We start from the raw sequence: 23,546 nt of genomic DNA on the forward strand, positions 1-23,546 counted from the left end.
AGCACAGGGGCCTCCTGTTGCTCTATGGATTCGACACCCACGAGCTGTTCAGGAGGCCCCTTCCTCATGCCCTCACCACCGCAGAATCACCCGACCGGGAACCCGCGTTCGACCGCCACCGCTCAAGATCGAAAAGACAACAGCTTCTTAGGTCGTACCCCGACACTACTGGGGAAACGCGTAGGTCCGGACGGGGTCGAGATGCAGTTCGAAGGGCCCGAAACAGTCGGCCGCGAGGGTCGCGACCGGAGCGCCGCAGGGGCAGGCCCGGTTGAGTCCCTCGTCGCCTGTCGGTCCGCAGCACCCACTGCTGTTCTCCCAGTTAGGCAGTGGCTGAAGACCGGCGGCGTCATCAGGGTGCACCAGCACTGTGTGTCGGCTGCCGGCCGAGATGACGAAGCCTTCTTCGCGGCAGACCACAGGTCCGCACGACTGAGCCGGCTTCGGGTCCTCCTGATCGTCCTGCACCACGTAGGGAGGGCCCCAGGGCTCGGGATCGATCGCGTAGTGGCCCTGCGGAACGGTGGAAGGCGCCCGGCGCGTCTCCTTGTCCCGGTCGCGCTCGTCGTCTGAGACGCCAGGGACGGCGGCAAGCTCGGAGAGCTCCGGCGTGATCGCGGTGCCACACTTGGAACAGAGGAAGACGGTCATCCCCTCGTTGTAGTGCTCAGGGCTGCGGCTTCGCATCTTCGTTTCGCTGCTCGGAGTCGATGCGCGCGACGACGCCACGGAGATCGGGCATGCCCAGGTGGACGGTGGTGTGCCGGGCCGCGAGGTCGCGCATGGCGGCGAGCTTCTGCTCCGCAGCGGCGAGGCTGGCCTCGATCGCGGCGACCTCGCCGAGCCATCCCTGTTCCTTTGCCTCCTGGAGCCGGTCGAGCAGGTTCGCGTGGATCTCCTCCAGGCGGGGCATCTGGTCGGGATCGGGCCGCAGGACAGGGCAGCGGATGCAGGCGTGTTCATGGACGCAGGGGGTGCCGAAGTCGCGTGCGCAGACGCCGAGGGCGACCTTCCGCAGCTCGAAGTGGGCGAGGAAGTCCTGCCACTCCTGGGCGGTGGGCTCGCGGTGCTCCTCCCCGGGTCGCAGCGCCCGGCGGCGGGCGATGAAAGATCGGTGGTGGTTGACGACGTCCTCGGGATAGATCGCGGCATAGCCGAGGGTCGTGTCGACCGTCCGGTGGCCGCAGATGCGGGCGGCGATGTGCGGGGGCAGGCCGGAGCGGAGGGCGTCTGTCACGAAGATTCTTCGGAAGTCGTGGGGCGTGTATCGCAGCTGCTCGTTGCCAGGCCCGGTCAGCCCGCTCCCCTCTCTGTCAGCCTTGGGTGAGACATCCCGCTTCGTCGGGTTAGCCTGAGAGGGCACGACAGGAGAACCACCCCCTCATGACCAGTACCACCCCCGCCGGATCCGACCCGGCTCCCCGGCCGAAGCGCCGCACTTTCAGTCCCGAGTACAAGCTGCGGATCGTGGCCGAGTATGACGCCGCGCCCAAGAACGAGAAGGGCGCGGTCCTGCGCCGCGAGCGGCTGTATCACTCGCACGTGAAGGAGTGGCGGGCCGCGCGGGATGCCGGGGCGCTGGAGAAGCTGGTCGACAAGCGCACCAGCCCGGCGAGGCCGAAGAAGTCTGCCGCCGAGGCGGAGAACGAGAAACTGCGCCGGCAGGTGGAGCGCCTGGAGAGGGAACTGGCCCGGAACAAGGCCGCGTTGGAGGTTATGGGAAAAGCTTCCGCGCTCTTGGAAATGATCTCCGAGGGCGCGGACTGAAGGCTGCCGCCGAACCCGTCGCCGACGATGCCTTCGCCGGCGTCGAGGACGCGCTGGGCATCACCACCGCGTGCCGGCTGACCGGCCGCTCGCGGGCCACCCACTACCGCAGGCTGCGGCCCTCACCGGAGCGAAGGCCCAGGAAACCCGGGGTCCAGCCCTCGGCCCTGACAGCCGAAGAGCGGGCCGCGGTGTCGGAGTTGATGAACGGCGACGAGTACGCCGAACTCCCGCCCGCGCAGATCTGGGCCCGTGAGCTGGATGCCGGGCGTTACCACTGCTCCGTTTCCACGATGTACCGGATCCTGCGCGAGAAGGGGCAGTCCGGCGAGCGCCGAAGGCAGGCCACCCACCCGGCGAAGACGGTGCCCGAGCTGGTCGCCACGGGGCCCTCGCAGGTGTTCACCTGGGACATCACCAAGGCGGCCGGACCGGTCAGGGGCGTCTGCTATCACGCCTACGTCGTCATCGACATCTTCAGCCGCTATGTCGTCGGCCATACCGTCGAGCGGGCCGAATCGGCGGTGCGGGCCGAGGAGTTGATCCGCGAGACCATCGCCCGAAACGGCATCGTGCCCGAAACCGTGCACGCGGACCGCGGCACGTCGATGACCTCGAAGAAGGTCTCGCAGCTGCTGATCGACCTCGGGGTCACCCGGTCGCACTCGCGGCCAAAGATCTCCAACGACAACCCCTACAGCGAGGCCCACTTCAAGACCACGAAGTACATGTCCGACTACCCCGAACGGTTTGACTCGCCGGCCCATGCCCGCGAGTGGTTCGACGCGTTCATCGCGTACTACAACCACGAGCACCGGCATTCGGGCATCGGCTGGCACACGCCCGCCAGCGTGCACTTCGGCACCGCCGAGGAGGTCCGCGACCAGCGGGCCGTCACCCTCGCCGAGGCATACACCCGCCACCCCGAACGCTTCGGCCGCCGTCCCCGACCACCCCAGATACCCCAGCAGGCATGGATCAACGACCCGGCCAAGCGCAGGGAACCCGCGCCACAAAGCTCATAGCGTCACGACCGTCTCACTGGACTTGAAATCTTCCGGACCGAACGGCTCGCCGTCATCGAGGACACCGAACACCGTCGGCGTCTACAGCACTTCGTCACCTGGCACCAGATGCGGCGCCTGCGGAGCAAGGCGGAGAAGGGGCCTCTGGGACGCTCCCAGATCAGCCAGGCGAAACAGGAGATCACCCAGGCCGGCGCCTTCCTCGCCTGGCTCGCCGACCGAGACCGCACCATCGAACACTGCCAGCAGGCTGATCCCGACGCCTGGCACACCGAGAAGCTGGCCACCCGGCGCCCGGCCCAGACGTTCCTGCGCTGGTGCATGAAGACGAGCCGGATGCCCCGCCTCACCCTGCCACCCCAGGTCATCAACCAGGACGACGCGCCGCTGCACCAGCACCGCCGACTCGCCATTCTCCGGCGGATCCTCAACGACGACTCGCTGCCTCTGCGGGCCCGGATCGCCGCCGCGCTCGTTCTCCTCTACGCGCAATCCGTCACCCGCATCGTCCGCCTCACTGTCGACGACATCATCGACGACGGGGCCACCGTCACAGTCCGGCTGGGAGACCCGCCGTCCCCGCTTCCGGAGCCCGTCGCTGACCTCATGCGGGCCTACATCCAGTCCTGCCAACACCTGCCCTACGCCAGCAGCAGAAGCTCACAGTGGCTCTTCCCCGGGCGCCAGCCCGGACAGCCGATGAACCCGGTCAGCCTCCAAGTCCACCTGCGGAAGATCGGCGTCCCGCCGCAGCGGGGCAGGACCTCCGCGATCCGTCAACTCGTCCTCCAGGCCCCGGCCCCCGTCATCGCGAAGGCGCTCGGTTACCACGACAAGACAGCCACCCGCCTGGTCACCAAAGCTGGAGGAACTTGGAGCCGATACGCCCCCGGCGATCACACACGGTGAGTTGTCGCTCCACTCCGGCTGGCATACCTCGTCACTCGGGAAATGAGAAACCCAGTTCACGCAGGCGGGGCAGGCAGACTTCGAGGCACTGCTCCACCGACGCGGCATCGGTACGCACGAGGATGTCGTCACGCAATGGGGCGCCACTGGCCACGAACGTCCAAGGCTTCCGCCTCTCTGCCATCCGCTCAGCATCAGCCTTGAACAGCACGGTTACGCCCTGTTCAGCCAGCGCTTCCATGATCGCGACAACGTCCACCGGTGACCCCTCCAGAAGTGCCTCGGACACAACACAGGAACCTATCCGCCCAAGGACGGACCACTAACACGGGCCTCGCCACCCAGAGTGACCAACGACGCCCGTCCAAGCTGGAATACGCGACCCCTCAACATGTGGGCCTACCAGTCTCAACCCCCTATACGTGAACGCCCGGTCGTACCGTTGCCCCATGGACAAAGTCCCTGAGCCACACACCGGATGGACGTTTCTGACCAACCACGCGCGCGTACTGGCGGCCATCGCCGAGAACCCCGACGTCCGCATCCGGAACATCGCGGCGCACTGCCGCCTCACCGAACGAGCCGTGCAGAAGATCATCTCGGAGCTGGAGCGGGACGGTCACCTGTCCCACAGCCGCGAGGGGCGGACCAACATCTACCGGATCGAGCCGGGCAAGCTGCTGCGCCACCCCGCCGAGGCGGGGCTGCCGGTGGCCTCGCTGCTCGCGCTGCTGCTCCGGGACGAGGCCGACCGGGCCGACGCGACCGCGCGGCTGAGGGCGGCGCAGCCGCGGGTGCCGGCCGACGACGCCTGAACGGCCCTGCCGCGCGAGGCCGTTCAGGCCAGGACGCGCAGCGCGCCGGGCAGTACCCGGACCGTGACGGGCAGCCGCGCCTCCACCTCGCCGTCGGCGCCGTAGGGCACCTCGCGGTCTGCCGAGATGCGGATCTCCCTGCCGCGCAGGATCTCCACCTCGGGCCGGTGGACGTGGGCTCCGGTCCTCAGCTCGTTCATCAGGGTGAAGAACAGCCGGCGCGGGGCGTCGCGGATCATCACGATCTCCAGCAGTCCGTCGTCGATCCGCGCGGCGGGCGCTATCCGCCGGCCGGAGCCGTAGTAGCCGGAGTTGGCGGCCACGACGGTGTAGCCGATGTGCAGGTGCTCGCGGCCGTCCACGGTGACGCGGTAGCGCGCGGCCCGCCATGTGGTCACCGCGCGCAGGCCGCCCGCGTAGTAGGAGGCCGAACCGCGCAGCAGCGAGGCGTTGTTGGCGTGCCGGTTGGCGAGCGCGTCGACGCCAGCGTACACGCTGCCGAGGACGACGGTCCTCGCGTGGCGGGCCGACTCGACCTCTATCGTGTCGACGCTGCGCGGCTCGTTGTCGAGCAGCACCCGCGCCAGCGCGTCCGGCGCGCGCGGCAGTTCGAGGGCCCGCGCGAAGTCGTTGCCGCGGCCCGCGGGGACGAGGCCGAGCAGGGCGCCCGTGCCGCTCAGGGCGCCGCCGACGCCGCCGGCCATCCCGTCGCCGCCGACGGCGAGCACCACCCGGCCCTCCTGCGCGGCCTGGCGGGCCAGTTCCCGGGCGTGGGCCAGGCTGCGGCTGTACCGGGTCCGCAGGTCGGCCCCGGCCTCCCGCAGCGGCCGGGCCACGCGCAGCAGTGCGGCGGCTGCGGCGGAGCCGCCCGCCGTGGGGTTGACGATGGCCGTGAACTGTCGCATCGGTGAGCCTTTCGGGCCGACGGGAGGGAGTTGCCGGGGCGGACGGTGGGGCGGGGACGGGGTGGTGCGCGCCCGACGACGTACCGGCGGGGCGGAGACGGGGCGGTGCGCGCCGGACGTACCGGTGGGGCGGAGACGGGGCGGTGCGCGCCGGAGGTGACCGCGGGTCCGGTACGGGAACGCTGCCCGCCGCACGTACTCCCGCGGGTCCGGGACGCGGGCGGTGCGCGCCGCTGGTGCCCGCGGGGCGGGAACGCGGGCTGCGCGCCGCGGGTGCCCGCGGGTCAGTCGAGCGGGAGGAGGACCCCGGGGTTGAGCACTCCCGCCGGGTCCAGCCGGCGCTTGACGGCGCGGAGCGCCTCGACGCCCAGGGGGCCGGCCTCGCGGACGTACCAGTCGCGGTGGTCGGTGCCCACGCCGTGGTGGTGGGTGATCGTGCCGCCCGCGGCGAGGATCGCCTCGTTGGCCGCGTGCTTGGCCCTCGCCCAGTGGGCGGCGGCGTCGTCGCCCTGGGCCGAGACCACCGTGAAGTACAGCGAGGCGCCGTTCTCGTAGACGTGCGAGATGTGGCACATGACCAGCGGCGGGGTGCCGGCCTCGGTGAGGGTGGCGGTGAGCGCGTCGCGGACGGCGGCGTGGAGGGCGGGGACGCGGGACCAGAAGGCCGCCGTCTCCAGCGTCTCGGCGAACGCCCCGGCGTCCAGCAGCGCGTCGCGCAGATACGGCGCCGAGTAGCGGCCGTGCGCCCAGCGCCGCCCCGGCTCCTCGCCGAGCGGGGTGCCGCCGCGCTCGCGCAGGACCTCGGCGGCCTTCTCCCGGCGGTGGGCGGTGTCCTCGTCCGTGCCCTCGTAGCCGGTGATCGCCGCGCATCCCGCGTTCTGCGGGAGGCCGTCGGCGGCGCCGATCGCGTCGGGCTGGGCGAGGCCGATCAGGGTCTCGGTCTCGTCGGACAGCCGCAGCACCGTGGGGCGCGGGCCGTCCTGGGCGAGGCTGCGCAGCGCGGCGGCGCCCTCCTCGAAGGAGTCGAAGCGCCAGCCCTCGTAGACACGGGTGCGCGGGACGGGCCGGATGCGCACGGTCACGGAGGTGATGACGCCGAACGCCCCCTCCGAGCCGAGCAGGAGCTGCCGCAGGTCGGGGCCGGCCGCCGAGCGCGGCGCGCGGCCGGTCTCGACGGTGCCCTCGGGGGTGGCGAGGGTGAGCCCGAGGACCATCTCGTCGAAGCGGCCGTAGCCGGCCGACGCCTGGCCGCTGGAGCGGGTGGCGGCGAATCCGCCGATGGTGGCCCACTCGTAGGACTGGGGGAAGTGGCCGAGGGTGTAGCCGTGTTCGGCCAGCAGCGCCTCCGCGCGGGGGGCGCGCAGCCCCGGCTGGAGGGTGGCGGTGCGCGAGACGGGGTCGAGGGCGGTGAGCCGGTCCATGCGCCGCAGGTCCAGTGCGGCGAAGGGGGCGCGCCGGGCGGGGGCGAGGCCGCCGACGACGGAGGTGCCGCCGCCGAACGGCACCACGGACAGGCCGTGTCGGGCGCAGGCGCGCAGGCAGGCCAGCACCTCCTCGTGGCTGCCCGGGAGCAGGACGGCCGCGGGGGCGTCGTCGACCTCGCCCCGCCGGATGCGCAGCAGATCGGGGGTGGACTTGCCGCGGGTGTGCCGCACCCGGCTCTCCGGGTCCTCGCGGACGTGCTCCTCGCCGCCCACCGCGGCGGCGAGGGCCCGCCGCGCCGCGGGCAGGAGTACCGGCCCGGGGACGGCGATGTCCTCCAGGGCCACCGGTCCGGCGGCGCGCGGCTTCACTCCGAGCAGATCGCGCAGCAGCCCGGTCACGGTCTCGGGCAGCGGCGCCGCCTCGGCCGGGTCGCCCCAGCCACTCCACAGCATGTCCATCGGCGGTCGTCCTCACCGGTCGTCTCGGGCGATGCCGTGTCCCGGACGGCCTCGCAGGCGTTACACTGTTACACATGACGCCTATTCGTCACAACGGTCCGGACGGCGACGCGGTGCTCGACGCGGTGCGCGACTGCGTCCTGGCCGTCGGGGTCCGCCGTACGACGCTGACCGACGTGGCCCGCCGTGCCGGGGTCTCCCGGATGACGCTGTACCGCCGCTGGCCCGACGTCCGCTCGCTGGTGGGCGACCTGATGACCCGGGAGTGGGTCGCCGTCGCGACCGCCGCCATGCCGGACCGGGAGCCCGGGAGGCCGACGCGCGCCCTCATCGTCGACGGGCTGGTCCGCGGGGCGGGGGACTTCCGCGCCCATCCCCTGTTCCTCAAGATCATCGACGTCGATCCGGAGCTGCTGCTCCCCTACGTCCTCGACCGGCGCGGCGCGAGCCAGGAGGCGCTGCTCGCCCTGCTCGCCGGGGCGCTGGAGGAGGGCCACGCCGACGGGTCGGTGCGCGCCGGTCACGTCGAACGGCAGGCGCGCGCCCTGCTGCTGATCGTGCAGTCCTTCACGCTGTCCCTGCGGACCATGACCGACGAGGACGACACCGAGCTGACCGGCGGGGCCTTCCTCGCGGAACTGCGCGGCATCCTGGAGAGGACCCTGACGCCATGAGCCCCGCCCCCGCCCCGCTGCCCGGATCGTCCCTGTCGGCCGCCCGGCGCGCCCGCGAACTCACCGCCACCGTCGGCGGTTCCGCCGTCGACGTCCTGGTCGTCGGGCTGGGCGCCACCGGCGCCGGGGCAGCGCTGGACGCCGCAGCCCGCGGGCTGACGGTGGCCGCGGTGGACGCGCACGACCTGGCCTTCGGCACCTCCCGCTTCAGCAGCAAGCTCGTCCACGGCGGGCTGCGCTACCTCGCCTCCGGCCAGTTCGGCGTGGCGCACGAGAGCGCCGTCGAACGCGGGGTGCTCATGGAGCGCACCGCGCCCCATCTGGTGCGCGCCCAGCCCTTCGTACTGCCGCTGACGCCCCTGGTCTCCCGCGGTCAGGCCGCCCTCGCGAGGGCCGGGTTCCGGGCCGGCGACACCCTGCGGCTCGCGGCGCGCACCGCCCGCGCCACGCTGCCCGCGCCGCGTCGCCTGTCCGTGGTCGAGACCCGGCACCTCGCGCCCGCGCTGCGCGCGCAGGGCCTGCGCGGCGGACTGCTGTCCTGGGACGGGCGGCTGACCGACGACGCGCGCCTGGTGACCGCGGTCGCCCGCACCGCCGCCGCGCGCGGCGCCCGCGTCCTGACCCGGGTGCGGGCCCTGGAGCTCACCGCCTCCGGCGCGCGCGTGCGCGACGAACTCACCGGCGAGGAGGGCGAGATCAGGGCCCGGGTGGTGGTCAACGCCTCCGGCGTCTGGGCGGGCGGCCTCGTGGACGGCATCCGGATCCGCCCCTCGCGCGGCACCCATCTCGTGCTGCGCGCCGAGCGGCTGGGCGCGCTGCCGGCCGGACTGCACGTGCCGGTCCCGGGCGAGACCAACCGCTTCGTCCTGGTGCTGCCGCAGGGCGACGGGCGGGTCTACGTCGGGCTCACCGACGAGCCCGTCGAGGGCGACGTCCCGGACGTGCCGGACGTGCCCGAGAGCGACATCGGGTTCCTGCTCGACGTGCTCGGCTCGGTCCTGGAGACCCCCGTCGGCCGGGACGACGTGGCGGGCGCCTTCGCCGGACTGCGCCCCCTGCTGGACACCACGGCCGCGGACGGGCCGGGGGCGGCGCCGCGCACCTCGGACATCTCCCGCCGCCACGCGGTCCTCACCTCGTCCGAGGGCGTGATCACGGTGGTCGGCGGCAAGCTCACCACCTACCGGCGCATGGCCGAGGACGCCGTCGACGCGGCCGTCGCCACGGGACGGATCGGCGCCGGCCCCTCCCCCACCGCCGCCCTGCCGCTGGTCGGCGCGGCGGCCGCGGCGACGCTCGGCGCGGTGCGCGCGCCGCGCCGCCTCGTCCGGCGCTACGGCACCGAGGCCCCGGCCGTCGAGGCGCTCGGCACCCGCGACGCCCGGCTGAACGCCCCCCTGCTCCCCGGGCACCCCGTCACCGGGGCCGAACTGCTGTGGGCCGTACGGCACGAGGGCGCCCTCGACGAGGCCGACCTGCTCGACCGCCGCACCCGCGTCGGACTCGTCCCGCAGGACCGTGCGGCCGCACTGGCCGCCGCCCGCGACATCCTGCGCGAGTACGGGGCGCACCCGGCCGGGGACACGGCCCTGTAGGGACCGTGTCGGGCGGCGGCGCGCACGCCGTGTCCTGACGGTGCCCCTCCGCCCTCGGGCGACCCACGGGGGCACCCCCGTCCGGACCGGCCACCCGCGTCCGACCGATCCACAGCGAACCGATCCGCACGGGACCGGCGCACCCACCTCGAACCGGCCGTACGGCGGCGGGCGGCGGCCCGCGCGCGGCACGCCCGGCCGGGGCGCAACCCGCGCGGGCCTCCGGCTCAGGCCGCGGCGCGGCGGAAGTGCCACACGTTGTCCTCACGGTGGCCCTCCACGCCCTCGGGCGACACGTGGGGGCTGCGCACGGTCTCCCGGCGCACCACGGTCCACCCGGCGCGGGGCAGGGCGAGTTCGCCGGTGACGCCGTCGAGGGTCGGGAAGTCCGCCTCGAACGGCGGTTCGGTCTGCCAGGACGGCCAGCCCGCGTGCATGACGATCAGCAGGGTGCCGCCGGCGGCGACCGCGTCGGCCGCCCGCCGCAGGACCCGGGCCTGGTCGAGCGCGACCGGCGACTGCAGGAACTGCGCGTTGACCAGGTCGAAGGAGCCCTCGGGGAAGGTCTCGCCGAGCACATGGCGCTCCCAGCGCGTACGGTCGCCGACGCCCGCGTCGGCGGCGTGCCCGGCCGCGCGGACCAGGGCGGTGTGCGAGATGTCGGCGCCGGTGACCCGCCAGCCGCGGGAGGCCAGCCAGACCGCGTCGCCGCCCTCGCCGCAGCCGAGGTCGAGCGCGGTGCCCGGCGTCAGGTCCGCCGCCTCCCGCACGAGCAGCTTGTTGGGCCGGCCGCTCCAGACCGGGCCGCTGTCGCGGTAGCGGGCCTCCCAGAACTCGGCGGCGGTCGGGGCGGGGGTCTCGGTCATGGTCTCTCCCGGTGCGTGGACGGCGGGCGGGGCCCGGACGCACGCCCGGCCCTCGCGGAAGAAGCCTGCGGCACATCGCGCGGCAGCGGCGAACGTCGTTGCCGGTCCGGCAAAACCGCGTTGCCCGTGTGCGGTCGGTTCTCCCCGAGCGCGGCGGCGAACCGGACCGCGCCCGCGGCGCGAGCCGCGCCCCTGCGGACCGAGGCGTCCTCGGGGGAGGCCGACGCCCGCGTCGGCGAGCGGGTCCGGCGGGGCCAGGCCCGGTGGCCCGGGTCCGTACGGCTCCCGCGCGCAGCGGCGGTCGCCGACGCGCCGCGGCAGCCGGCCCGGGTTCCGGCCGGGGCAGTCCGTGAACAGGGCAGGCAGGTCCGCGCCCGCCGCGGCCGGCCGTTCGGTCCGGGCGACGCTCTCGTCGCAGGGGCGCGCGCGGGTCGGCGAGGTCGTCGCGCCCTGGTGCCACGTCTCGGCCGGGCGCCACTGTCCGTGGTCTCGTATACCGTATGCCGCCTGTGCAAGATCGGGAGGGGAAGATCACGATGCGGGTGGGGGCGGGACGGATGAGACGTCGCCTGGTGCAGGCGGCTGTGCTTGCCGGTGTGCTGACGGGCTGTTCGGGGACCGCGCAGGAGGAGCCGAGGGCAGCCTCCGGCACGTCGGTTTCGGCTTCGGCGTCGGGGGGCGCGGAGGACGGCGCGTCGGCCGGCGGCGGTACGGCGGCCAGGAGCGGGGGGACGATCGGCGCCGACGGCTCGGCGTGCGAGCTCCCCGTGTCCTTCGACGTCGCCGAGGGCTGGAAGCCCCAGGCGGTCGACGCGGCGGAGGCGGCGTCGAAGGGTTCGGGCGACGAGGTGACGCAGGAGATCGTCGACTCCCTGGTGCGCCAGGGGCCGGTCACGGCGGCCTGCGAGGTGGACGCCAAGCCCGCGGGGAACATCGGCTATCTGCGGGTGTGGACGGGCGCCCGGGGCGGGGGCGACGCGCGTGCCGTGCTGGAGGCTTTCGTGACGGCGGAGACCGGTGCCCGCAAGGCTACGTACACGCCGTTCACGGCGGGCGGTCTGGCCGGTGCCGAGGTGAAGTACCTGGTGCGCAGCGAACTCCTCGACGAGACGAAGGAGGCGAGCGCGGTGGCGGTCACCACCGGGCGGGGGCCGGTCGTCATCCACCTCGGCGGCCTGGACACCGAGGAGCACCGGGCGATGCTCCCGGCGTACGAACTGGCCAAGCGGACCCTGCGCGCCACCTGAGCGCGAGCCGTGCGCGGCGCGGGACCGGCAGCACCCCGCGCCGCACGCCGGGCGACGGGCGCAGGGACGGCCGGGCCCGGACCGCCGCCCGGCGGCGGCCGTCTAGGAGCGGCAGGCGAGGAAGCGGTCGAGGGCCGTCGTCAGTTCGGCCGGCTTCTCCACCGGCAGTTCGTGGCCGGCGTCCACGACCCGGACCACGGCGTCCGGAAGCTCCTTCGCCAGCCTCAGCATCTGCGACAGCGGCAGCTGGACGTCGTGGTAGCCGTGCACGATCAGGGTCGGCGCCTGTATCGCGCCCGCCCTGTCCAGGACGTCGAAGGCGCGCATGGCCCCGTACAGCGTCATCACGACCTCGCGGGGCGTGCCGGCCGAGGCGCGGACGTGGGCGCGGATCTCCTCGCGGGGATGGCCGGGAGCGAAGGCGCGCTTGATGTTCGCGGCGACGAACAGCTTGAAGGGGACCAGGGTCGAGGCCGCCATCAGCAGGGCGCGGCCCCGGCTGTAGGCCATCTTCCCGATGGAGTTCACCAGGACCATGCGCTCCACCCGGCCGGGGTGGGAGAGGGCGAGGGTCTGGGCGATCATGCCGCCCATGGAGTGGCCGACGACCACGAACCGCCCGATCTCCAGGTGGTCGAGCAGGGCGAGGACGTCCCCGGCGAGGTCCTCGACCCGGCGCACCCCGGCACCGGTGCTCTCCCCGTGCCCGCGCAGGTCGAGCCGGACGACGCGGCGCCGCTGCGCGAAGTGGGCCGTCTGGTGGTCCCAGCGGTGCCGGTCGGCCGTCCAGCCGTGGACGAACACCAGGGGCACGCCCCCGCCCTCGCGGGGGCCCTCGTCGTCGTACGTCAGCTTCGCGCCGTCGACTTCGAGCTGCGGCATGCGGGCCTCCTGGGATGTGTACCGGTTACCGACCGGTACGGTATCGGGCGGCCCGCGCCGCCGTCACCGCCGCGGGCCGGGGAAGCCGTGACGCGTCGGCGGCTCCGTGGCGAGCCGAGTTCCCCGGCGCCCGCCCGGCAGGTCCGGGGGCCGTGCGGGGGCGGCGGGCACCGGCCTGCGCGGCGGCCGGACGCCCAGGGCATAGGCTCGGTGAATGGCGAAGTACTTCGACGTGCACCCCGACAACCCTCAGCCGCGCACCATCGCGCAGATCGCCGACAGCGTGCGCTCCGGCGCGCTCATCGCGTATCCCACGGACTCCTGTTACGCACTGGGCTGCCGGCTGGGCAGCCGTGACGGCATCGACCGGATCAGGTCCATCCGGCGCCTGGACGACCGCCACCATTTCACCCTGGTCTGCCAGGACTTCGCGCAGCTCGGCCAGTTCGTGCGGATCGACAACGACGTGTTCCGCGCGATCAAGGCGTCGACGCCCGGCAGTTACACGTTCATCCTGCCCGCGACGAGGGAGGTGCCGCGCATGCTCCAGCACCCCAGGAAGAAGACGGTGGGTGTGCGCATCCCCGATCACGTCGTCACCCAGGCGCTCCTCACCGAGCTGGGCGAGCCGCTGCTGTCCAGCACCCTGCTGCTGCCCGACGAGGACGAACCCCTGACGCAGGGCTGGGAGATCAAGGACCGGCTGGACCATGTCCTGGACGGGGTGGTCGACTCCGGGGACTGCGGCACCGAACCCACGACCGTGATCGACTTCTCGTCCGGCGAGGCGGAGGTGGTGCGCGCGGGAGCGGGCGACGTCTCCCGGTTCGAGTGACGGCCGGGCCGGCGCGGGGGCGCGGCGAGCGGATGGATGGTGCATGAAACCATGTGCGGGGGCCCGGCCCCGCCGGACCGGCGACCCGCTCGCCGCGCGCTCACACAGAGAGGCACCCCCATGACGACCGCCGTACAGGGAACCGCCGTCGACGTCCCCACCGAGGACGGCACCGCCGACGCCTATCTGGTCCGTCCCGCCGACGGCGTGCCCCGGCCGGCGGTCCTGCTCTACATGGACGCCTTCGGGCTGCGGCCCCGGCTGCGCGCGATGGCGGACCGGCTGGCCGGGGCCGGGTACACGGTGCTGGTGCCCAACGTGTTCTACCGCGCCGGGCGCGCCCCCGTGGTCGAACTGCCCGAGTTCATCGACCCGGCCGCCCGGCCGGACATCCTCCGGAGCGTCACGCCGATGATGCGGGAGCTGACCCCGCGGGCGGCGATGCGGGACGCGCGGGCCTTTCTGGACCTGCTCGCCGCGTCCCCGGCGGCGGCGGCCGGGCCGGTCGCGCTGACCGGCTACTGCATGGGCGCGCGGCTGTCCCTGCTGACCGCCGGGACCTACCCCGACCGGGTCGCGGCGGCCGCCGGGTTCCACGGCGGTCGACTGGCGACGGAGGCGCCGGACAGCCCCCATCTGGTGGCGCGGCACATCACCGCCGAGCTGTACTTCGGGCACGCCGACCAGGACCCGTCCCTGCCCGCCGAGCAGATCGAGCGCCTGGAGGCCGCGCTGACGAGGGCCGGCGTCCGGCACCGCAGCGAGGTGTACGCCGGGGCCGGGCACGGCTACACGCAGTCCGACACGTCCGCGTACGACGCCGGGGCCGACGAGCGGCACTGGGCGGCCCTGCTGGATCTGCTGGAGCGCGCCTTCCCCGGGTAGCGGGCCCGGGTCCGCGGTCCGGGCCGCCGTACGGCCGCGTCCCCGCCCCGCGGCGCCGTGCCGGGGATACGGTCGGCGCCATGGACGGTGACCGCCGAGGGTGGCGTGCGTGTGTGCTCGGCGGGCTGGTGTTCGCCGTGTGCATGGCCGGCACCACGCTGCCCACCCCCCTGTACGGCCACTACCGGCGCGAGTTCGACTTCTCCGAGCTGACGGTGACGGTCGTGTACGCCGTCTACGCGTTCGCCGTCATCGCGGTCCTGCTGCTCGCGGGCGATGTCTCCGACGCCGTCGGCAGGCGCCCGGTGATCCTGTGGGGTCTGGGGTTCGCCGCCGCGAGCGCCGTGTGCTTCCTGTCCGCCTCGGGGCTGGGCTGGCTGTACGCGGGCCGGCTGCTGTCGGGGCTGTCCGCGGGGCTGCTCACCGGGGCCGCCACGGCCTACGTCATCGAGCTGGCGCCCCCGGGCGGCGCCGCGCGGGCGACCCTGGTCGCGACGGCCGCCAACATGGGCGGTCTGGGCTGCGGCCCGCTGCTCGCGGGGGTGCTGGCCGAGTACGCGCCCTGGCCGCTGTACCTGCCCTTCGCCGTCCATCTGGGCTTCGTGGTCTGCGCGGGCGCCGTCGTGCTCGGGCTGGCGGAGACCGTGGGGGAGCGCCGGCCGCTGAGCACGGTGCGGCCCCGGCGGCCGGATCTGCCGCGGGGGGTGCGGCGGGTGTTCGGACCCGCGGCGACGGCGGCGTTCGTGGGGTTCGCCCTGTTCGGGGTGTTCACCTCCGTCAGCCCGGCGTTCCTCGCGGAATCCCTCCACGAGCGCGACCTCGCGCTGAGCGGACTGGTCGTGGCGACGGCGTTCTTCGCCTCGATCGCGGGACAGGCGTCGGTCGGCCGGATCGGGGTGGGCCGGTCGCTGCCGCTGGGCTGCGCCGCCCTGCTGGCGGGCCTGGCGCTGCTCGCGGGCGCGCTGACCCGGGAGGTACTGGCGCTGGTGGTGGCGAGCGCGGTCGTCGGCGGTGCCGGGCAGGGGCTGTCCTTCCGGGGCGCGCTGTCGGCGGTGGCCGCGGCCTCTCCCGCGCGCAAGCGGGCGGCGGTGATCTCCGCCCTGTTCGTGGTGGCCTACACCGGCATCTCGGTCCCGGTCATCGGGGTCGGGGTGCTGACGGGCCCGCTCGGGCTGAGGGGCGCCGGGCTGGTGTTCATCGCCTGCATGGCGGTCCTGGTGACGGCCGCGGCCGGCTACCTGCTGCGCCGCCCGGTACCGGCCGGCATCTGAGCCGGGGCGGCGGACACCGGACCGGGGGGACCGCAACCCGCCTGCGCCTGGGCGGAGTCGGTGCCGACGCCCGCAACTCCCCGGCCCGCTAACGGAGTCGGCACCCGGCCTGTCGGCGGCCGAACACGAGCGCCGGACAACCGGGTTGCCCGCCGCCCGTGTTCGGCCGCCGGAGATCGTTGTTACGGTGCACCGGTGGCTGACTCTTCACGTGACACCGCCGAAGGCGCCGGCTGGGGCGCCGCCGAACCCGGCACGTACAGGCGGCTGATGCCGCCCGGGGGCAAGAAGATCTCCTGGCTGGACCCCCGGATGCTGTGGGCGGCCCGCAACGGCGTGCTGGCGTCGTGGTTCGGTGATCCCACGGGCCGTACCCGCGAGCGGTGGGTCGCGCAGCGCGAGGCCGCGGGCGTGAGCGCCGACAAGGTGATCCGGCGCGACGACCCGGACCGGTTCTCGTTCCTCGTGATCGGCGACACCGGCGAGGGCGACGACCCCCAGTACGCCGTGGTGCCGGGCTTCCTGAAGGAGGGGCGGGACACCCGCTTCGCGGTCCTCGCCAGCGATGTGATCTACCCGGTGGGCAGCGCCGACGACTACTCCTCGAAGTTCTTCCGGCCGTACCAGGACTACCGGGCGCCCATCTACGCGATACCGGGCAACCACGACTGGTACGAGGATCTCGGCGCGTTCATGCGCGTCTTCTGCGACGACGCCCCTCCGCTGCCGCCCGCCGAACGCCCCCGGCCGCTCAGCCGCGCCCGGCTGCGCACGCTGCTGTGGCACCGGCCGCGCCGCGGGGACGGCGCGCGCCTGGACGAGGCGCGAGCCCTGCGGGCCGCGCCCGCCCAGCAGGCGGTGCAGCCGGGGCCGTACTGGGCGATCGACGCCGGGCCGGTGCGCATCGTCGGCATCGACACCGGGCTGCTCGGCAGCATCGACGCCCGGCAGGGCGCGTGGCTGCGCGAGGTGTCCAGGGACCCCCGGCCGAAGATCCTCGTCACGGGCTCGCCGATCTACGTCGACGGTGAGTACCGCCCCTGCCAGATCGAGGGCGGCGGGACCGTGGACGAGGTGGTCCGCGACCCGGCCCACCGCTATGTGGCCGCGATAGGCGGCGACATCCACAACTACCAGCGCTACCCGGTGCATGTGGACGGCCGCACCATCCAGTACGTGGTCGCGGGCGGCGGCGGCGCGTTCATGCACGCCACGCACACCATCCCGCGCGTCGGCGTCGCGGACGTCACCGAGGAGGACTTCCGCTGCTACCCGCTGCGCGGTGACTCCCTCGCCTTCTACAGCGCGCTCTACGGACGGCGGCTGCGGATGCGGCGCCTGTTCACGCTCACCGAGGCCGAGGCGGCGGCGGTCGTCGCGGAACGCCTCGGCATGCCGCTGACCCGCGCCCGGCAGACCACCGCCCCGGTCACCCGCCGCACGCGCGTGGTCGCCGCGCTGCTCGGCGCGGGACGCAGGCCGGGCCGCGGCGGCCGGTTCCGGCTGCCCGTGCGCAAGATCTACACGCAGTTGTTCTCGCCGAGTTCGGCGACGTACAGCCCGCCGTTCTTCAAGTGCTTCCTGAAACTCGACGTCACCCCGCAGTCCGTCCGGCTGCGCTGTCACGCAGCGACGGGCAACCGCGCGCAGGAGGCCGAGCCGCCGGTCGAGGACGAGGTCACGATCCCGCTCGGCTGAGGGGAGGGGGGCGCCGTTCGCGCTGCCGTTCGCCTTCGGCCACGAGGACTGCGTGCAGATCCTCACCGGCATGGCGACCCGCCTCGGTCCGGCGCCGGGCTGGAGTCCGCGCGCCTGACGTGCCGGCCGTCCGCGTCGGCCAGGACGCGGTCCAGCAGGTGCAGCGGTGCCGCCCGCACCCCGGCGGCCTCGGCCGCGTCCCAGTGGGCGAGGGCGCGGGGGAGGTCGACGAGGCCGTGCACGGGCGCCAGCCGGCCCGGCCGGTCCGCCAGGTGGGCGTGCAGCAGCGACTCCAGCCGGCACGAGGCGAGGGTGTCCGCGATCGCGGGGCGGGCGGCGAAGCCCGTCGCGGCCGCCGGCGGCAGGTCCTCGCTCAGCCGTGTGGCCGTGGAGTCCAGGGCCAGCAGGCCGCCCCCGAGGACGAGCACGTCCCCCGCCGTGCTCATCCGGTCCAGGGCGCGCGCGGTGTCGAAGCAGTGCGGGAAGGAGTCGTCGACCAGGACGGTCCCCGGCCGCAGGCGTGCCACGTCGACGAGGTTCCCGGCGCCGCTGACCGCCGTGACCAGGACGTCGGCCTCGTACGCCTCGGCGGGCAGCCGCCGCCCCGACTCCACGACCCGGACCGGCGTCGCGGGGTGCGCGCGCGACAGGTCGGCGGCCAGCCGGCGCAGGCGGTCGGCGCCGCCGGGCAGGTCGCACAGGAGCAGGCGGGCCGGTGGGCGCGGTGAGGTCGCGAGCAGCAGCCGCAGCGACGACACGCCGATGGAGCCGCAGCCGACGACGGCGAGGGTGAGGTCGCCGAGGTCGCGGCCGCTCGCCGCGAGGGCGGCCCGCACGGTCCTGGCCACGGCGACGGTGGTCGTGGCGTGCCCGGTGGTGATCGCCGCCCGGGTGCCGCTCTCGCGCAGGACGTCGTGGCCGTAGCCGGTCAGGGAGGGGATCATGCCGGCCAGCGAGACGCTGCGGGCGCCGAGGGAGGCGGCGTGCTCGACGGCCCGTGCGGTGCGGGCCGCGAGGTCGCCGGCCCCGGCGAGTTCGTCGGCGAAGAGGGGGAGCGCGACGAAGCCGGACTCCCCCAGCGGGGTGCCGGTGCGTTCCAGCAGCCGGGCGCGGCCGTCCGGGAAGAGCGAGGCGCGGATCTCCTCGCGGCCGAGCCCCGGGATGCCGTCGGGGAGCCCGGCGAACGCGGCGAGATCGCGGGGGGAGGGCAGGTAGCCGACGAGGGCGGCGTCGAGCCCGGTCCGGCGCGGCGCGCGGGCCGGACCGGCGGCGCCGTCGAGGAGGCGGCGCCGGATGTCCTCGGCCAGGTCCCGCGCCTGACGGTCCGTCAGGGCCGCGGCCGAGGCGCGCAGGGTGACGCGCAGGCCCGCGTCGCCGGAGAGCGGACGCGCGGCCAGGAACACGTCGGTGCCCAGCGGTGGCGGTGCGAGGGAGGTGTCGGAGTCGTCGGTGCGCAGGGTCGGGCCCCCGCCGCCGACCGGTCCCAGGGACGTGAAGTCCAGGAAGGTGAAGAAGAACTGGGCGTGCCGGGGCAGCCCGCTCGCCGTGCGCGGTGCGCTGGGGCCCTCGGTCCGGGCGAGGGCGGACTCGGCGGCCAGCAGCCGTACGTCGTCCGCGAAGGCGGGGGTCCGCTCCTGGCGCGGCCCGCTCGGCGGGGACGGCCGCAGGGTCACCGCTTGCGCGAACGGCCCGAAGACGCGGTGGGCGTCCGGGGTGGAGTCCTCGCGTCCGGTGACGGCGAGCCCGACCATCAGGTCGCGTTGCCCGGTCAGCTCGGCGAGGGCCTGGTAGTAGGCGGTGAGCAGGGGCGCGTGCGCGGTGGTGCCGGCGGCGCGCGCGAGGCGGCGCACGGCCCGGGTGGCGGCGGCGTCCAGGGTGAACCCGCTGGTGTGGAAGCCCTGCCGGGACGCGGATTCCCCGGCCGCGGGGGCACGCAGCACAGGGGGCGTGTAGGGCTCGCGCAGGCGGGCGCGGTGGGCGTCGGCGTCCGGGCCGTGCGGGCGCTGACGCGCGGCGGAGCGGGTGACGTGGTCGCGGAAGGTGCCGGTGAGGGGTGGCAGGCCGTGCGGGCGGCCGTGCTCCAGGTTGCCGTAGGCGGTGAGGAGTTCTCTCGCGAGGAGGGCGGCGCTGTAGCCGTCGCCGATCAGATGGTGGGCGTGGACCAGCAGGACGTGCTCGTCGGCGGCCAGGGTGAACAGCCGCAGCCGGAGCAACGGCCAGGCCCAGGGCTCCAGTTCGCGCCGTGCCTCCTCGGCGATGCGCTGTTCGAGCCGGGCGGGGCCGCCGGTGAGGGTCTCGCGCTGAACGGGCAGGCGCAGTGAGGCCGGCAGTTCCTGCTGGACGGGCGGGCGGGCGCCGGCCGGGAAGACCGTGCGGAGCATCGGATGGCGGGCCACCAGCACGTCGACGGCGCGTTGGAGGACATCGGGGCGCAGCGGGCCGCTGAGCCGGAACCGGGCGAGCCAGACGGGAGCCGCGCCGGGGTCGACGGCCTCGGCGAGGAGGAAGCCGCGCTGGGAGGGGGTGAGGGGGTAGGGGGCGTCGGCGGGCGTCGGGGGCGTGCGGTCGACGGGGGCCGGATCGGCCGTGTGCGCGGCGTCGAGGGCGGTGGCGAGGGCGGCGAGTGTGCGGTGGGTGTAGAGGGTCGTGGGCCGCGGCACGCGGGGCAGTTCGGCGCGGAGCCGGGCGAAGAGTTCCAGCACCATGATCGAGTCGCCGCCGAGCTGGAAGAAGTCGTCGTCGCGGGCGACCTCGGGGACGTCCAGCAGGTCCGACCAGACACGCGCCAGCAACTGCTCGGTGGGCGTGGCGGGCCCGGGGCGGGGGGTCGCCTGGGCGTCGTGACCCCCGGCGGCGGGGTCGTCGTGACCCCCGGCGGCCGGGTTGTCGTGATCACCGGATGCGGGGATGCCTTGTCGCCCGGTCGCGGGGCCGCCCAGCTCCCCGGGTGCGGGGCCGTCGTGGCCGCCGACTGCGGAGCCGTCGTGGTCGCCGGCCGCCGGGCCGGAGCGGTCATCGGCCCCGGAGTGGTCATCACCCCCGGGGCGGGTGTGGTCCCCGGGGCGGTGGGGCAGCCTGGTGCGGTCGATCTTGCCGGTGCCGGTCAGCGGCATGGCCGCGAGGGTGTGCACCCGTCCGGGCACCATGTACGGCGGCAGCGTCCGGGCCAGGGCGGCGCGCACCGCGCGCGCGTCCGGGCCGGCCGCTCCGGCGCGCGGTTCGAGGTAGGCCGCCAGACGCCCGCCGACGAGCAGTACGGCGGCGCGCGCGACGTCCGGGAGCGTGAGCAGCGCGGCCTCCACCTCACCGGGCTCCACCCGGTGGCCGCGCACCTTCACCTGGTCGTCGAGTCGGCCGAGGTACTCCAGTACGCCGTCGTCGGTGCGGCGGACCCGGTCGCCGCTGCGGTACCAGCGCCTGCCGTCCCGCTCGGTGAACGCCGCCTCGGTGAGCCCGGGTTCACCGAGGTAGCCGGGTGTCAGCCCGGTTCCGGCGATGAGCAGGTGGCCCTCCTCCCCGGGGGCGCACGGGTGCCCTTCCTCGTCCACGACGGCGAGTTCGGTCCCGGCGACGGGGCGGCCGATGGGCAGCGTGCGGACGTCGTCGCCGGGGCGGGCGTCGATGATGTGGCAGGTGGCGTTGATGGTGGCCTCGGTGGGCCCGTAGAGGTTGGACACCCTGTGCCCGGCTCCGGCGCGGTCGCCGAGCAGGTCGAACCAGCGGCGGACATGGGCCGGGGGCAGTGCCTCGCCGCCGACGTGGACCCAGCGCAGGGCCGACAGGTCCGGCGGTGCGCCCTCGCGCGGCGCTCGGAGTTCGGCGGCGGTGATCAGCCGCTCCCAGAGGGTCGGCACCGAACTCCACACGGTGATCCGGTCGTTCACGACCCGGTCGAGGAGCGTGTCGGGGTCGCGCAGGTCGTCCTGGGTGAGCGTGTGGACCCGGGCGCCGACGAGCAGGGGAGCCAGCAACTGCCGTACGGAGGCGTCGAAGCAGGGGGACGCCGTCTGCAGGAGCCGGTCCCCGGCGTGGTAACCGAAGGCGGTCAGCGCCCAGTCGAGGTAGGCGAGCAGGGAACGGTGGGTGATCGGCACGGCCTTGGGGCGGCCGGTGGACCCCGAGGTGAAGATGACGTACGCGAGGGCGTCCGGGTCCGTCGGCACGTCCGGGAGCCCGGCCGCGGGGGCAGGACCGGGCGCGTCGGCCGGGACGGGGCTGACGCCGTCGAGCGCGGCGGCCGTCGCGCGGGTCGCGGCGTGGCAGACGACCGTGCGGGCCCCGGTGCGGGTGAGCTGCTCCTGGAGGCGGGCCGCGGGGTGGGAGGGGTCCAGGGGCACCCAGCCGGCGCCGGCCCGCAGGATGCCCACGACGCCGAGTACGGTGTCGGCGCCGCGTTCGGTGAGCAGGCCGACGAGATCGCCGGGCCGCACGCCGTGTGCGCGCAGCCGGGCGGCGAGGGCGGCGGAGGCGGTGTCGAGTTCGGCGTAGGTGAGGGTGGTGTCGCCGGTGTCCACGGCGACGGATCCGGCGGCGGCCCGGAACCGCGCGCTCAGCCGCGCGACGATGCCCGCTCCCCCGCTCTCCTGCCCGGTGGCCCCGAACTCCTCGGCCACGCGCCGGAGTTCGGCGGAGTACTCAGCGGCGAGGCGTTCGACGGTCTCGCGGTGGAAGAGCCGGGCCGGGTGGTTCCAGGAGAAGTGCAGAGCCGCGTCGGCCTCCCAGCAGAGCAGGCTCAGCCGGGTCGCCGCCGAGGCGGTGGCCGCGGCGGCCGGGGTCACCTCGACGGGCCGGCCGAGGCCGTGGCGCACGGGGAACCGGGCGAAGCTGAAGCCGGCCGCGGCGGCCGTACGGGGCGCGGCGCCGCCGCTCGGCAGCAGGGCGGCGATGTCCGGGCTGGTGAGGCTGCCGTGGGCCTCCGCCTCGCGCCAGATGCCCCGCAGCCGCCGGGCGAGGGCCGGCAGGGGCTCGTCGGCGCCGACGGCGACGAGCACGGGGAGGGTGTCGGCGAGGGGGCCGACGAGGCGTTCGATGCCGGGCAGCGGCGCCTCCCGGCGGGCCCGTGCCACGTTGACGGCGACGGAGGGGCCGCCGCCCCAGCGCGACAGGCACCGGGTGTACGCCGCGAGCAGCAGGTGGAACAGCGAGACCTCGTGCCGGGCGGCGACGTCGCGCAGCGCGGCGCCGAGGGCCGGGTCGAGGGTGGTCTGGTGGTGGGTGAACGGCGGCGCCGGAGGGGTGTCGGGATCGGCGTCGTACGGCAGTGCGCGGGCCGCTTCGCGCGGGGTGTGCCGGGCGAGGCGGTCCCGCCAGTACCGCTGGTCCCGGGCGAAGCCGGCGGAGCGGCGCTGTGCGTCGGCGAGTGCGATGTGGTCGGCGAAGTCGGCTTGCGGAAGAGGGAGTTCACTCACCGGCCGTCCTTCGGCGAACGCGGTGTAGAGCGACCACAGATCTTCGCAGAGGATCTTGAGGCTGAAGCCGTCGGCGGCGCCGTGGTGGACGGCCAGCAGCAGGTGGGCGAGGTGCGGGTCCCGGTGGTCGCGGACCAGGACGGCGCGCACGGGGCTCTCGGCGGTCAGGTCGAACGGCCGGTTGTACAGGTGCTGTTCGAGGTCGGCCAGCACGCGCCCGGGATCGGTCCGGTCGCCCGGCTCGTGCACCTCGTACCAGTCGGGGGCGCGGTCGGCGGGTCCGGCGGGGGCGGTGTACTGCCGCGGTGACGTGCCGCCGGTGACGCGCAGGCGCAGCATCGGGTGGCGTGCGGCGACGGCGGCCAGGGCAAGGCCGAGGAGACCGGCGTCGAGGGGTCCGCGGACCGTCTGGCGCAGGTAGCCGTGGGCCGTGACTCCCTCGTACAGCGCCTCGGTGGTGAGGAAGGCCCGCTGGAGGGCGGTGAGGGGGCTCGGGGTGTCCGGAGCGGGGGTCGCGGACTGTGCTGCGCCCCGGGGTGTCCGGAGGGGTGTGGGGCGCGGGCGCGTGCGGCGGTGCGGCGTCGGCCGGCGGGCTCTGCGCGGCGAGATGGGTGGCGAGTTCACCGATCGTGCGGTGCTCGAAGAGGAGTGTGGCGGACAGCGGCAGGCCGAGTTCGCTCTCCAGGCGGCGCGCGAGGTCGACGGCGGTCAGCGAGTCCAGGCCGAGCGCCAGGAAGGGTTCGTGGTCGCCGATCTCCCCGGGTGCGCGGTGCAGCGCCTCGGCCAGCAGACGGCGTATCAGGCCGGCCATGGGGTCCGCGGCGCCGTCGGCGGGGCCGGGCGTGCCGGCGGGCGCGGACGGGAGGCTGTCGGCTCCCGCT

The 23,546-nt window shown here is 74.8% G+C and carries 19 protein-coding genes and 1 pseudogene; 11 read left to right on the plus strand and 9 right to left on the minus strand.

Going from position 1 to position 23,546, the window contains the following annotated elements:
• Window positions 1–165: 165 nt before the first annotated feature.
• Together SZN_RS23960 and SZN_RS23965 are read right to left on the minus strand one after the other, a co-directional pair.
• Window positions 166–651: a hypothetical protein gene (locus SZN_RS23960; protein ID WP_043732719.1), complete on the minus strand. Its 486-nt coding sequence runs from the start codon at window positions 649–651 to the stop codon at window positions 166–168.
• A 16-nt stretch (window positions 652–667) separates the two neighbouring features.
• A complete protein-coding gene (locus tag SZN_RS23965) occupies window positions 668–1,237 on the minus strand; it encodes a hypothetical protein (protein ID WP_007499617.1) in 570 nt (189 codons plus the stop codon).
• A 146-nt stretch (window positions 1,238–1,383) separates the two neighbouring features.
• Between SZN_RS23965 and SZN_RS40980 the strand changes: the two genes are divergently transcribed.
• The 3 genes from SZN_RS40980 to SZN_RS23980 all read left to right on the plus strand — a co-directional run bounded on the left by SZN_RS40980 (window position 1,384) and on the right by SZN_RS23980 (window position 3,701).
• Window positions 1,384–1,767, plus strand: a complete 384-nt coding sequence (locus SZN_RS40980) for a transposase (protein ID WP_007499620.1) — start codon at window positions 1,384–1,386, stop codon at window positions 1,765–1,767.
• 191 nt (window positions 1,768–1,958) lie between these two features.
• The gene (locus tag SZN_RS23975; RefSeq protein WP_007499621.1) at window positions 1,959–2,792 is read left to right on the plus strand and encodes an IS3 family transposase; all 834 of its coding nucleotides are present in this window, start codon (window positions 1,959–1,961) and stop codon (window positions 2,790–2,792) included.
• 108 nt (window positions 2,793–2,900) lie between these two features.
• Entirely contained in the window at window positions 2,901–3,701 is an 801-nt protein-coding gene (locus tag SZN_RS23980; protein ID WP_007499623.1) for a site-specific integrase, read from the plus strand.
• 31 nt (window positions 3,702–3,732) lie between these two features.
• On the opposite strand, the gene SZN_RS23985 is transcribed toward SZN_RS23980, so the two are convergent.
• On the minus strand, window positions 3,733–3,960 hold the full coding sequence (locus SZN_RS23985; RefSeq protein ID WP_007499625.1) for a hypothetical protein: 228 nt from the start codon (window positions 3,958–3,960) through the stop codon (window positions 3,733–3,735).
• 190 nt (window positions 3,961–4,150) lie between these two features.
• Between SZN_RS23985 and SZN_RS23990 the strand changes: the two genes are divergently transcribed.
• Window positions 4,151–4,516 (plus strand): helix-turn-helix transcriptional regulator, encoded by a 366-nt coding sequence (locus tag SZN_RS23990; protein WP_007499627.1) that lies wholly within the window; start codon window positions 4,151–4,153, stop codon window positions 4,514–4,516.
• A 23-nt stretch (window positions 4,517–4,539) separates the two neighbouring features.
• Here SZN_RS23990 and SZN_RS23995 read toward each other — a convergent pair whose 3' ends face one another.
• Together SZN_RS23995 and SZN_RS24000 are read right to left on the minus strand one after the other, a co-directional pair.
• Window positions 4,540–5,421, minus strand: coding sequence for a YegS/Rv2252/BmrU family lipid kinase (locus tag SZN_RS23995; RefSeq protein ID WP_007499629.1), 882 nt, complete (start codon window positions 5,419–5,421; stop codon window positions 4,540–4,542).
• Window positions 5,422–5,705: 284 nt separating this feature from the next.
• Entirely contained in the window at window positions 5,706–7,304 is a 1,599-nt protein-coding gene (locus tag SZN_RS24000; protein ID WP_007499631.1) for an FAD-binding oxidoreductase, read from the minus strand.
• A gap of 74 nt (window positions 7,305–7,378) precedes the next feature.
• Here SZN_RS24000 and SZN_RS24005 point away from each other — a divergent pair, with 74 nt between their 5' ends.
• Together SZN_RS24005 and SZN_RS24010 are read left to right on the plus strand one after the other, a co-directional pair.
• Window positions 7,379–7,978: a TetR/AcrR family transcriptional regulator gene (locus SZN_RS24005; RefSeq protein ID WP_050815111.1), complete on the plus strand. Its 600-nt coding sequence runs from the start codon at window positions 7,379–7,381 to the stop codon at window positions 7,976–7,978.
• Window positions 7,975–9,573: a glycerol-3-phosphate dehydrogenase/oxidase gene (locus tag SZN_RS24010; protein WP_007499636.1), complete on the plus strand. Its 1,599-nt coding sequence runs from the start codon at window positions 7,975–7,977 to the stop codon at window positions 9,571–9,573. The genes SZN_RS24005 and SZN_RS24010 overlap by 4 nt, the downstream gene beginning before the upstream one ends.
• Before the next feature lie 227 nt (window positions 9,574–9,800).
• Here the strand turns inward: SZN_RS24010 and SZN_RS24015 are convergent, their stop codons facing one another.
• Window positions 9,801–10,439 carry a class I SAM-dependent methyltransferase gene (locus SZN_RS24015; protein ID WP_007499638.1) on the minus strand — a complete coding sequence of 213 codons (639 nt, stop codon included), beginning with the start codon at window positions 10,437–10,439 and terminating at the stop codon, window positions 9,801–9,803.
• Window positions 10,440–10,996: 557 nt separating this feature from the next.
• Between SZN_RS24015 and SZN_RS24020 the strand changes: the two genes are divergently transcribed.
• Complete coding sequence (locus SZN_RS24020; RefSeq protein ID WP_341865594.1) at window positions 10,997–11,686, plus strand: lipoprotein; 690 nt, start codon at window positions 10,997–10,999, stop codon at window positions 11,684–11,686.
• Window positions 11,687–11,788: 102 nt separating this feature from the next.
• Here the strand turns inward: SZN_RS24020 and SZN_RS24025 are convergent, their stop codons facing one another.
• The gene (locus SZN_RS24025) at window positions 11,789–12,568 is read right to left on the minus strand and encodes an alpha/beta fold hydrolase (protein WP_007499643.1); all 780 of its coding nucleotides are present in this window, start codon (window positions 12,566–12,568) and stop codon (window positions 11,789–11,791) included.
• Window positions 12,569–12,782: 214 nt separating this feature from the next.
• Between SZN_RS24025 and SZN_RS24030 the strand changes: the two genes are divergently transcribed.
• From SZN_RS24030 to SZN_RS24045, 4 genes are all read left to right on the plus strand, one after another.
• Window positions 12,783–13,403 carry an L-threonylcarbamoyladenylate synthase gene (locus SZN_RS24030; RefSeq protein ID WP_007499646.1) on the plus strand — a complete coding sequence of 207 codons (621 nt, stop codon included), beginning with the start codon at window positions 12,783–12,785 and terminating at the stop codon, window positions 13,401–13,403.
• Window positions 13,404–13,523: 120 nt separating this feature from the next.
• The gene (locus tag SZN_RS24035) at window positions 13,524–14,288 is read left to right on the plus strand and encodes a dienelactone hydrolase family protein (protein WP_007499648.1); all 765 of its coding nucleotides are present in this window, start codon (window positions 13,524–13,526) and stop codon (window positions 14,286–14,288) included.
• Window positions 14,289–14,368: 80 nt separating this feature from the next.
• A complete protein-coding gene (locus tag SZN_RS24040; protein WP_043732716.1) occupies window positions 14,369–15,559 on the plus strand; it encodes an MFS transporter in 1,191 nt (396 codons plus the stop codon).
• A gap of 195 nt (window positions 15,560–15,754) precedes the next feature.
• A complete protein-coding gene (locus SZN_RS24045; protein ID WP_007499652.1) occupies window positions 15,755–17,257 on the plus strand; it encodes a metallophosphoesterase family protein in 1,503 nt (500 codons plus the stop codon).
• 62 nt (window positions 17,258–17,319) lie between these two features.
• On the opposite strand, the gene SZN_RS40100 is transcribed toward SZN_RS24045, so the two are convergent.
• On the minus strand, window positions 17,320–23,289 hold the full coding sequence (locus tag SZN_RS40100) for a non-ribosomal peptide synthetase (protein WP_007499654.1): 5,970 nt from the start codon (window positions 23,287–23,289) through the stop codon (window positions 17,320–17,322).
• A gap of 40 nt (window positions 23,290–23,329) precedes the next feature.
• A pseudogene (locus SZN_RS42765) lies at window positions 23,330–23,476 on the minus strand (acyl carrier protein); the annotation flags it as partial.
• Window positions 23,477–23,546 lie beyond the last annotated feature (70 nt).

The sequence above is a fragment of the Streptomyces zinciresistens K42 genome, from assembly GCF_000225525.1.
Classification (GTDB): Bacteria; Actinomycetota; Actinomycetes; order Streptomycetales; family Streptomycetaceae; genus Streptomyces; species Streptomyces zinciresistens.

What these genes read in the sequence shown, in the direction of transcription:
- SZN_RS24000 (WP_007499631.1), bottom strand. Translation starts at nt 7,304, where the DNA reads ATGGACATGCTGTGGAGTGGCTGGGGCGACCCGGCCGAGGCGGCGCCG.
- SZN_RS24030 (WP_007499646.1), top strand. Translation starts at nt 12,783, where the DNA reads ATGGCGAAGTACTTCGACGTGCACCCCGACAACCCTCAGCCGCGCACC.
- SZN_RS24035 (WP_007499648.1), top strand. Translation starts at nt 13,524, where the DNA reads ATGACGACCGCCGTACAGGGAACCGCCGTCGACGTCCCCACCGAGGAC.
- SZN_RS23990 (WP_007499627.1), top strand. Translation starts at nt 4,151, where the DNA reads ATGGACAAAGTCCCTGAGCCACACACCGGATGGACGTTTCTGACCAAC.
- SZN_RS24020 (WP_341865594.1), top strand. Translation starts at nt 10,997, where the DNA reads ATGAGACGTCGCCTGGTGCAGGCGGCTGTGCTTGCCGGTGTGCTGACG.
- SZN_RS40980 (WP_007499620.1), top strand. Translation starts at nt 1,384, where the DNA reads ATGACCAGTACCACCCCCGCCGGATCCGACCCGGCTCCCCGGCCGAAG.
- SZN_RS23980 (WP_007499623.1), top strand. Translation starts at nt 2,901, where the DNA reads ATGCGGCGCCTGCGGAGCAAGGCGGAGAAGGGGCCTCTGGGACGCTCC.
- SZN_RS23960 (WP_043732719.1), bottom strand. Translation starts at nt 651, where the DNA reads ATGACCGTCTTCCTCTGTTCCAAGTGTGGCACCGCGATCACGCCGGAG.
- SZN_RS24015 (WP_007499638.1), bottom strand. Translation starts at nt 10,439, where the DNA reads ATGACCGAGACCCCCGCCCCGACCGCCGCCGAGTTCTGGGAGGCCCGC.
- SZN_RS24005 (WP_050815111.1), top strand. Translation starts at nt 7,379, where the DNA reads ATGACGCCTATTCGTCACAACGGTCCGGACGGCGACGCGGTGCTCGAC.
- SZN_RS24025 (WP_007499643.1), bottom strand. Translation starts at nt 12,568, where the DNA reads ATGCCGCAGCTCGAAGTCGACGGCGCGAAGCTGACGTACGACGACGAG.
- SZN_RS24010 (WP_007499636.1), top strand. Translation starts at nt 7,975, where the DNA reads ATGAGCCCCGCCCCCGCCCCGCTGCCCGGATCGTCCCTGTCGGCCGCC.
- SZN_RS24040 (WP_043732716.1), top strand. Translation starts at nt 14,369, where the DNA reads ATGGACGGTGACCGCCGAGGGTGGCGTGCGTGTGTGCTCGGCGGGCTG.
- SZN_RS23995 (WP_007499629.1), bottom strand. Translation starts at nt 5,421, where the DNA reads ATGCGACAGTTCACGGCCATCGTCAACCCCACGGCGGGCGGCTCCGCC.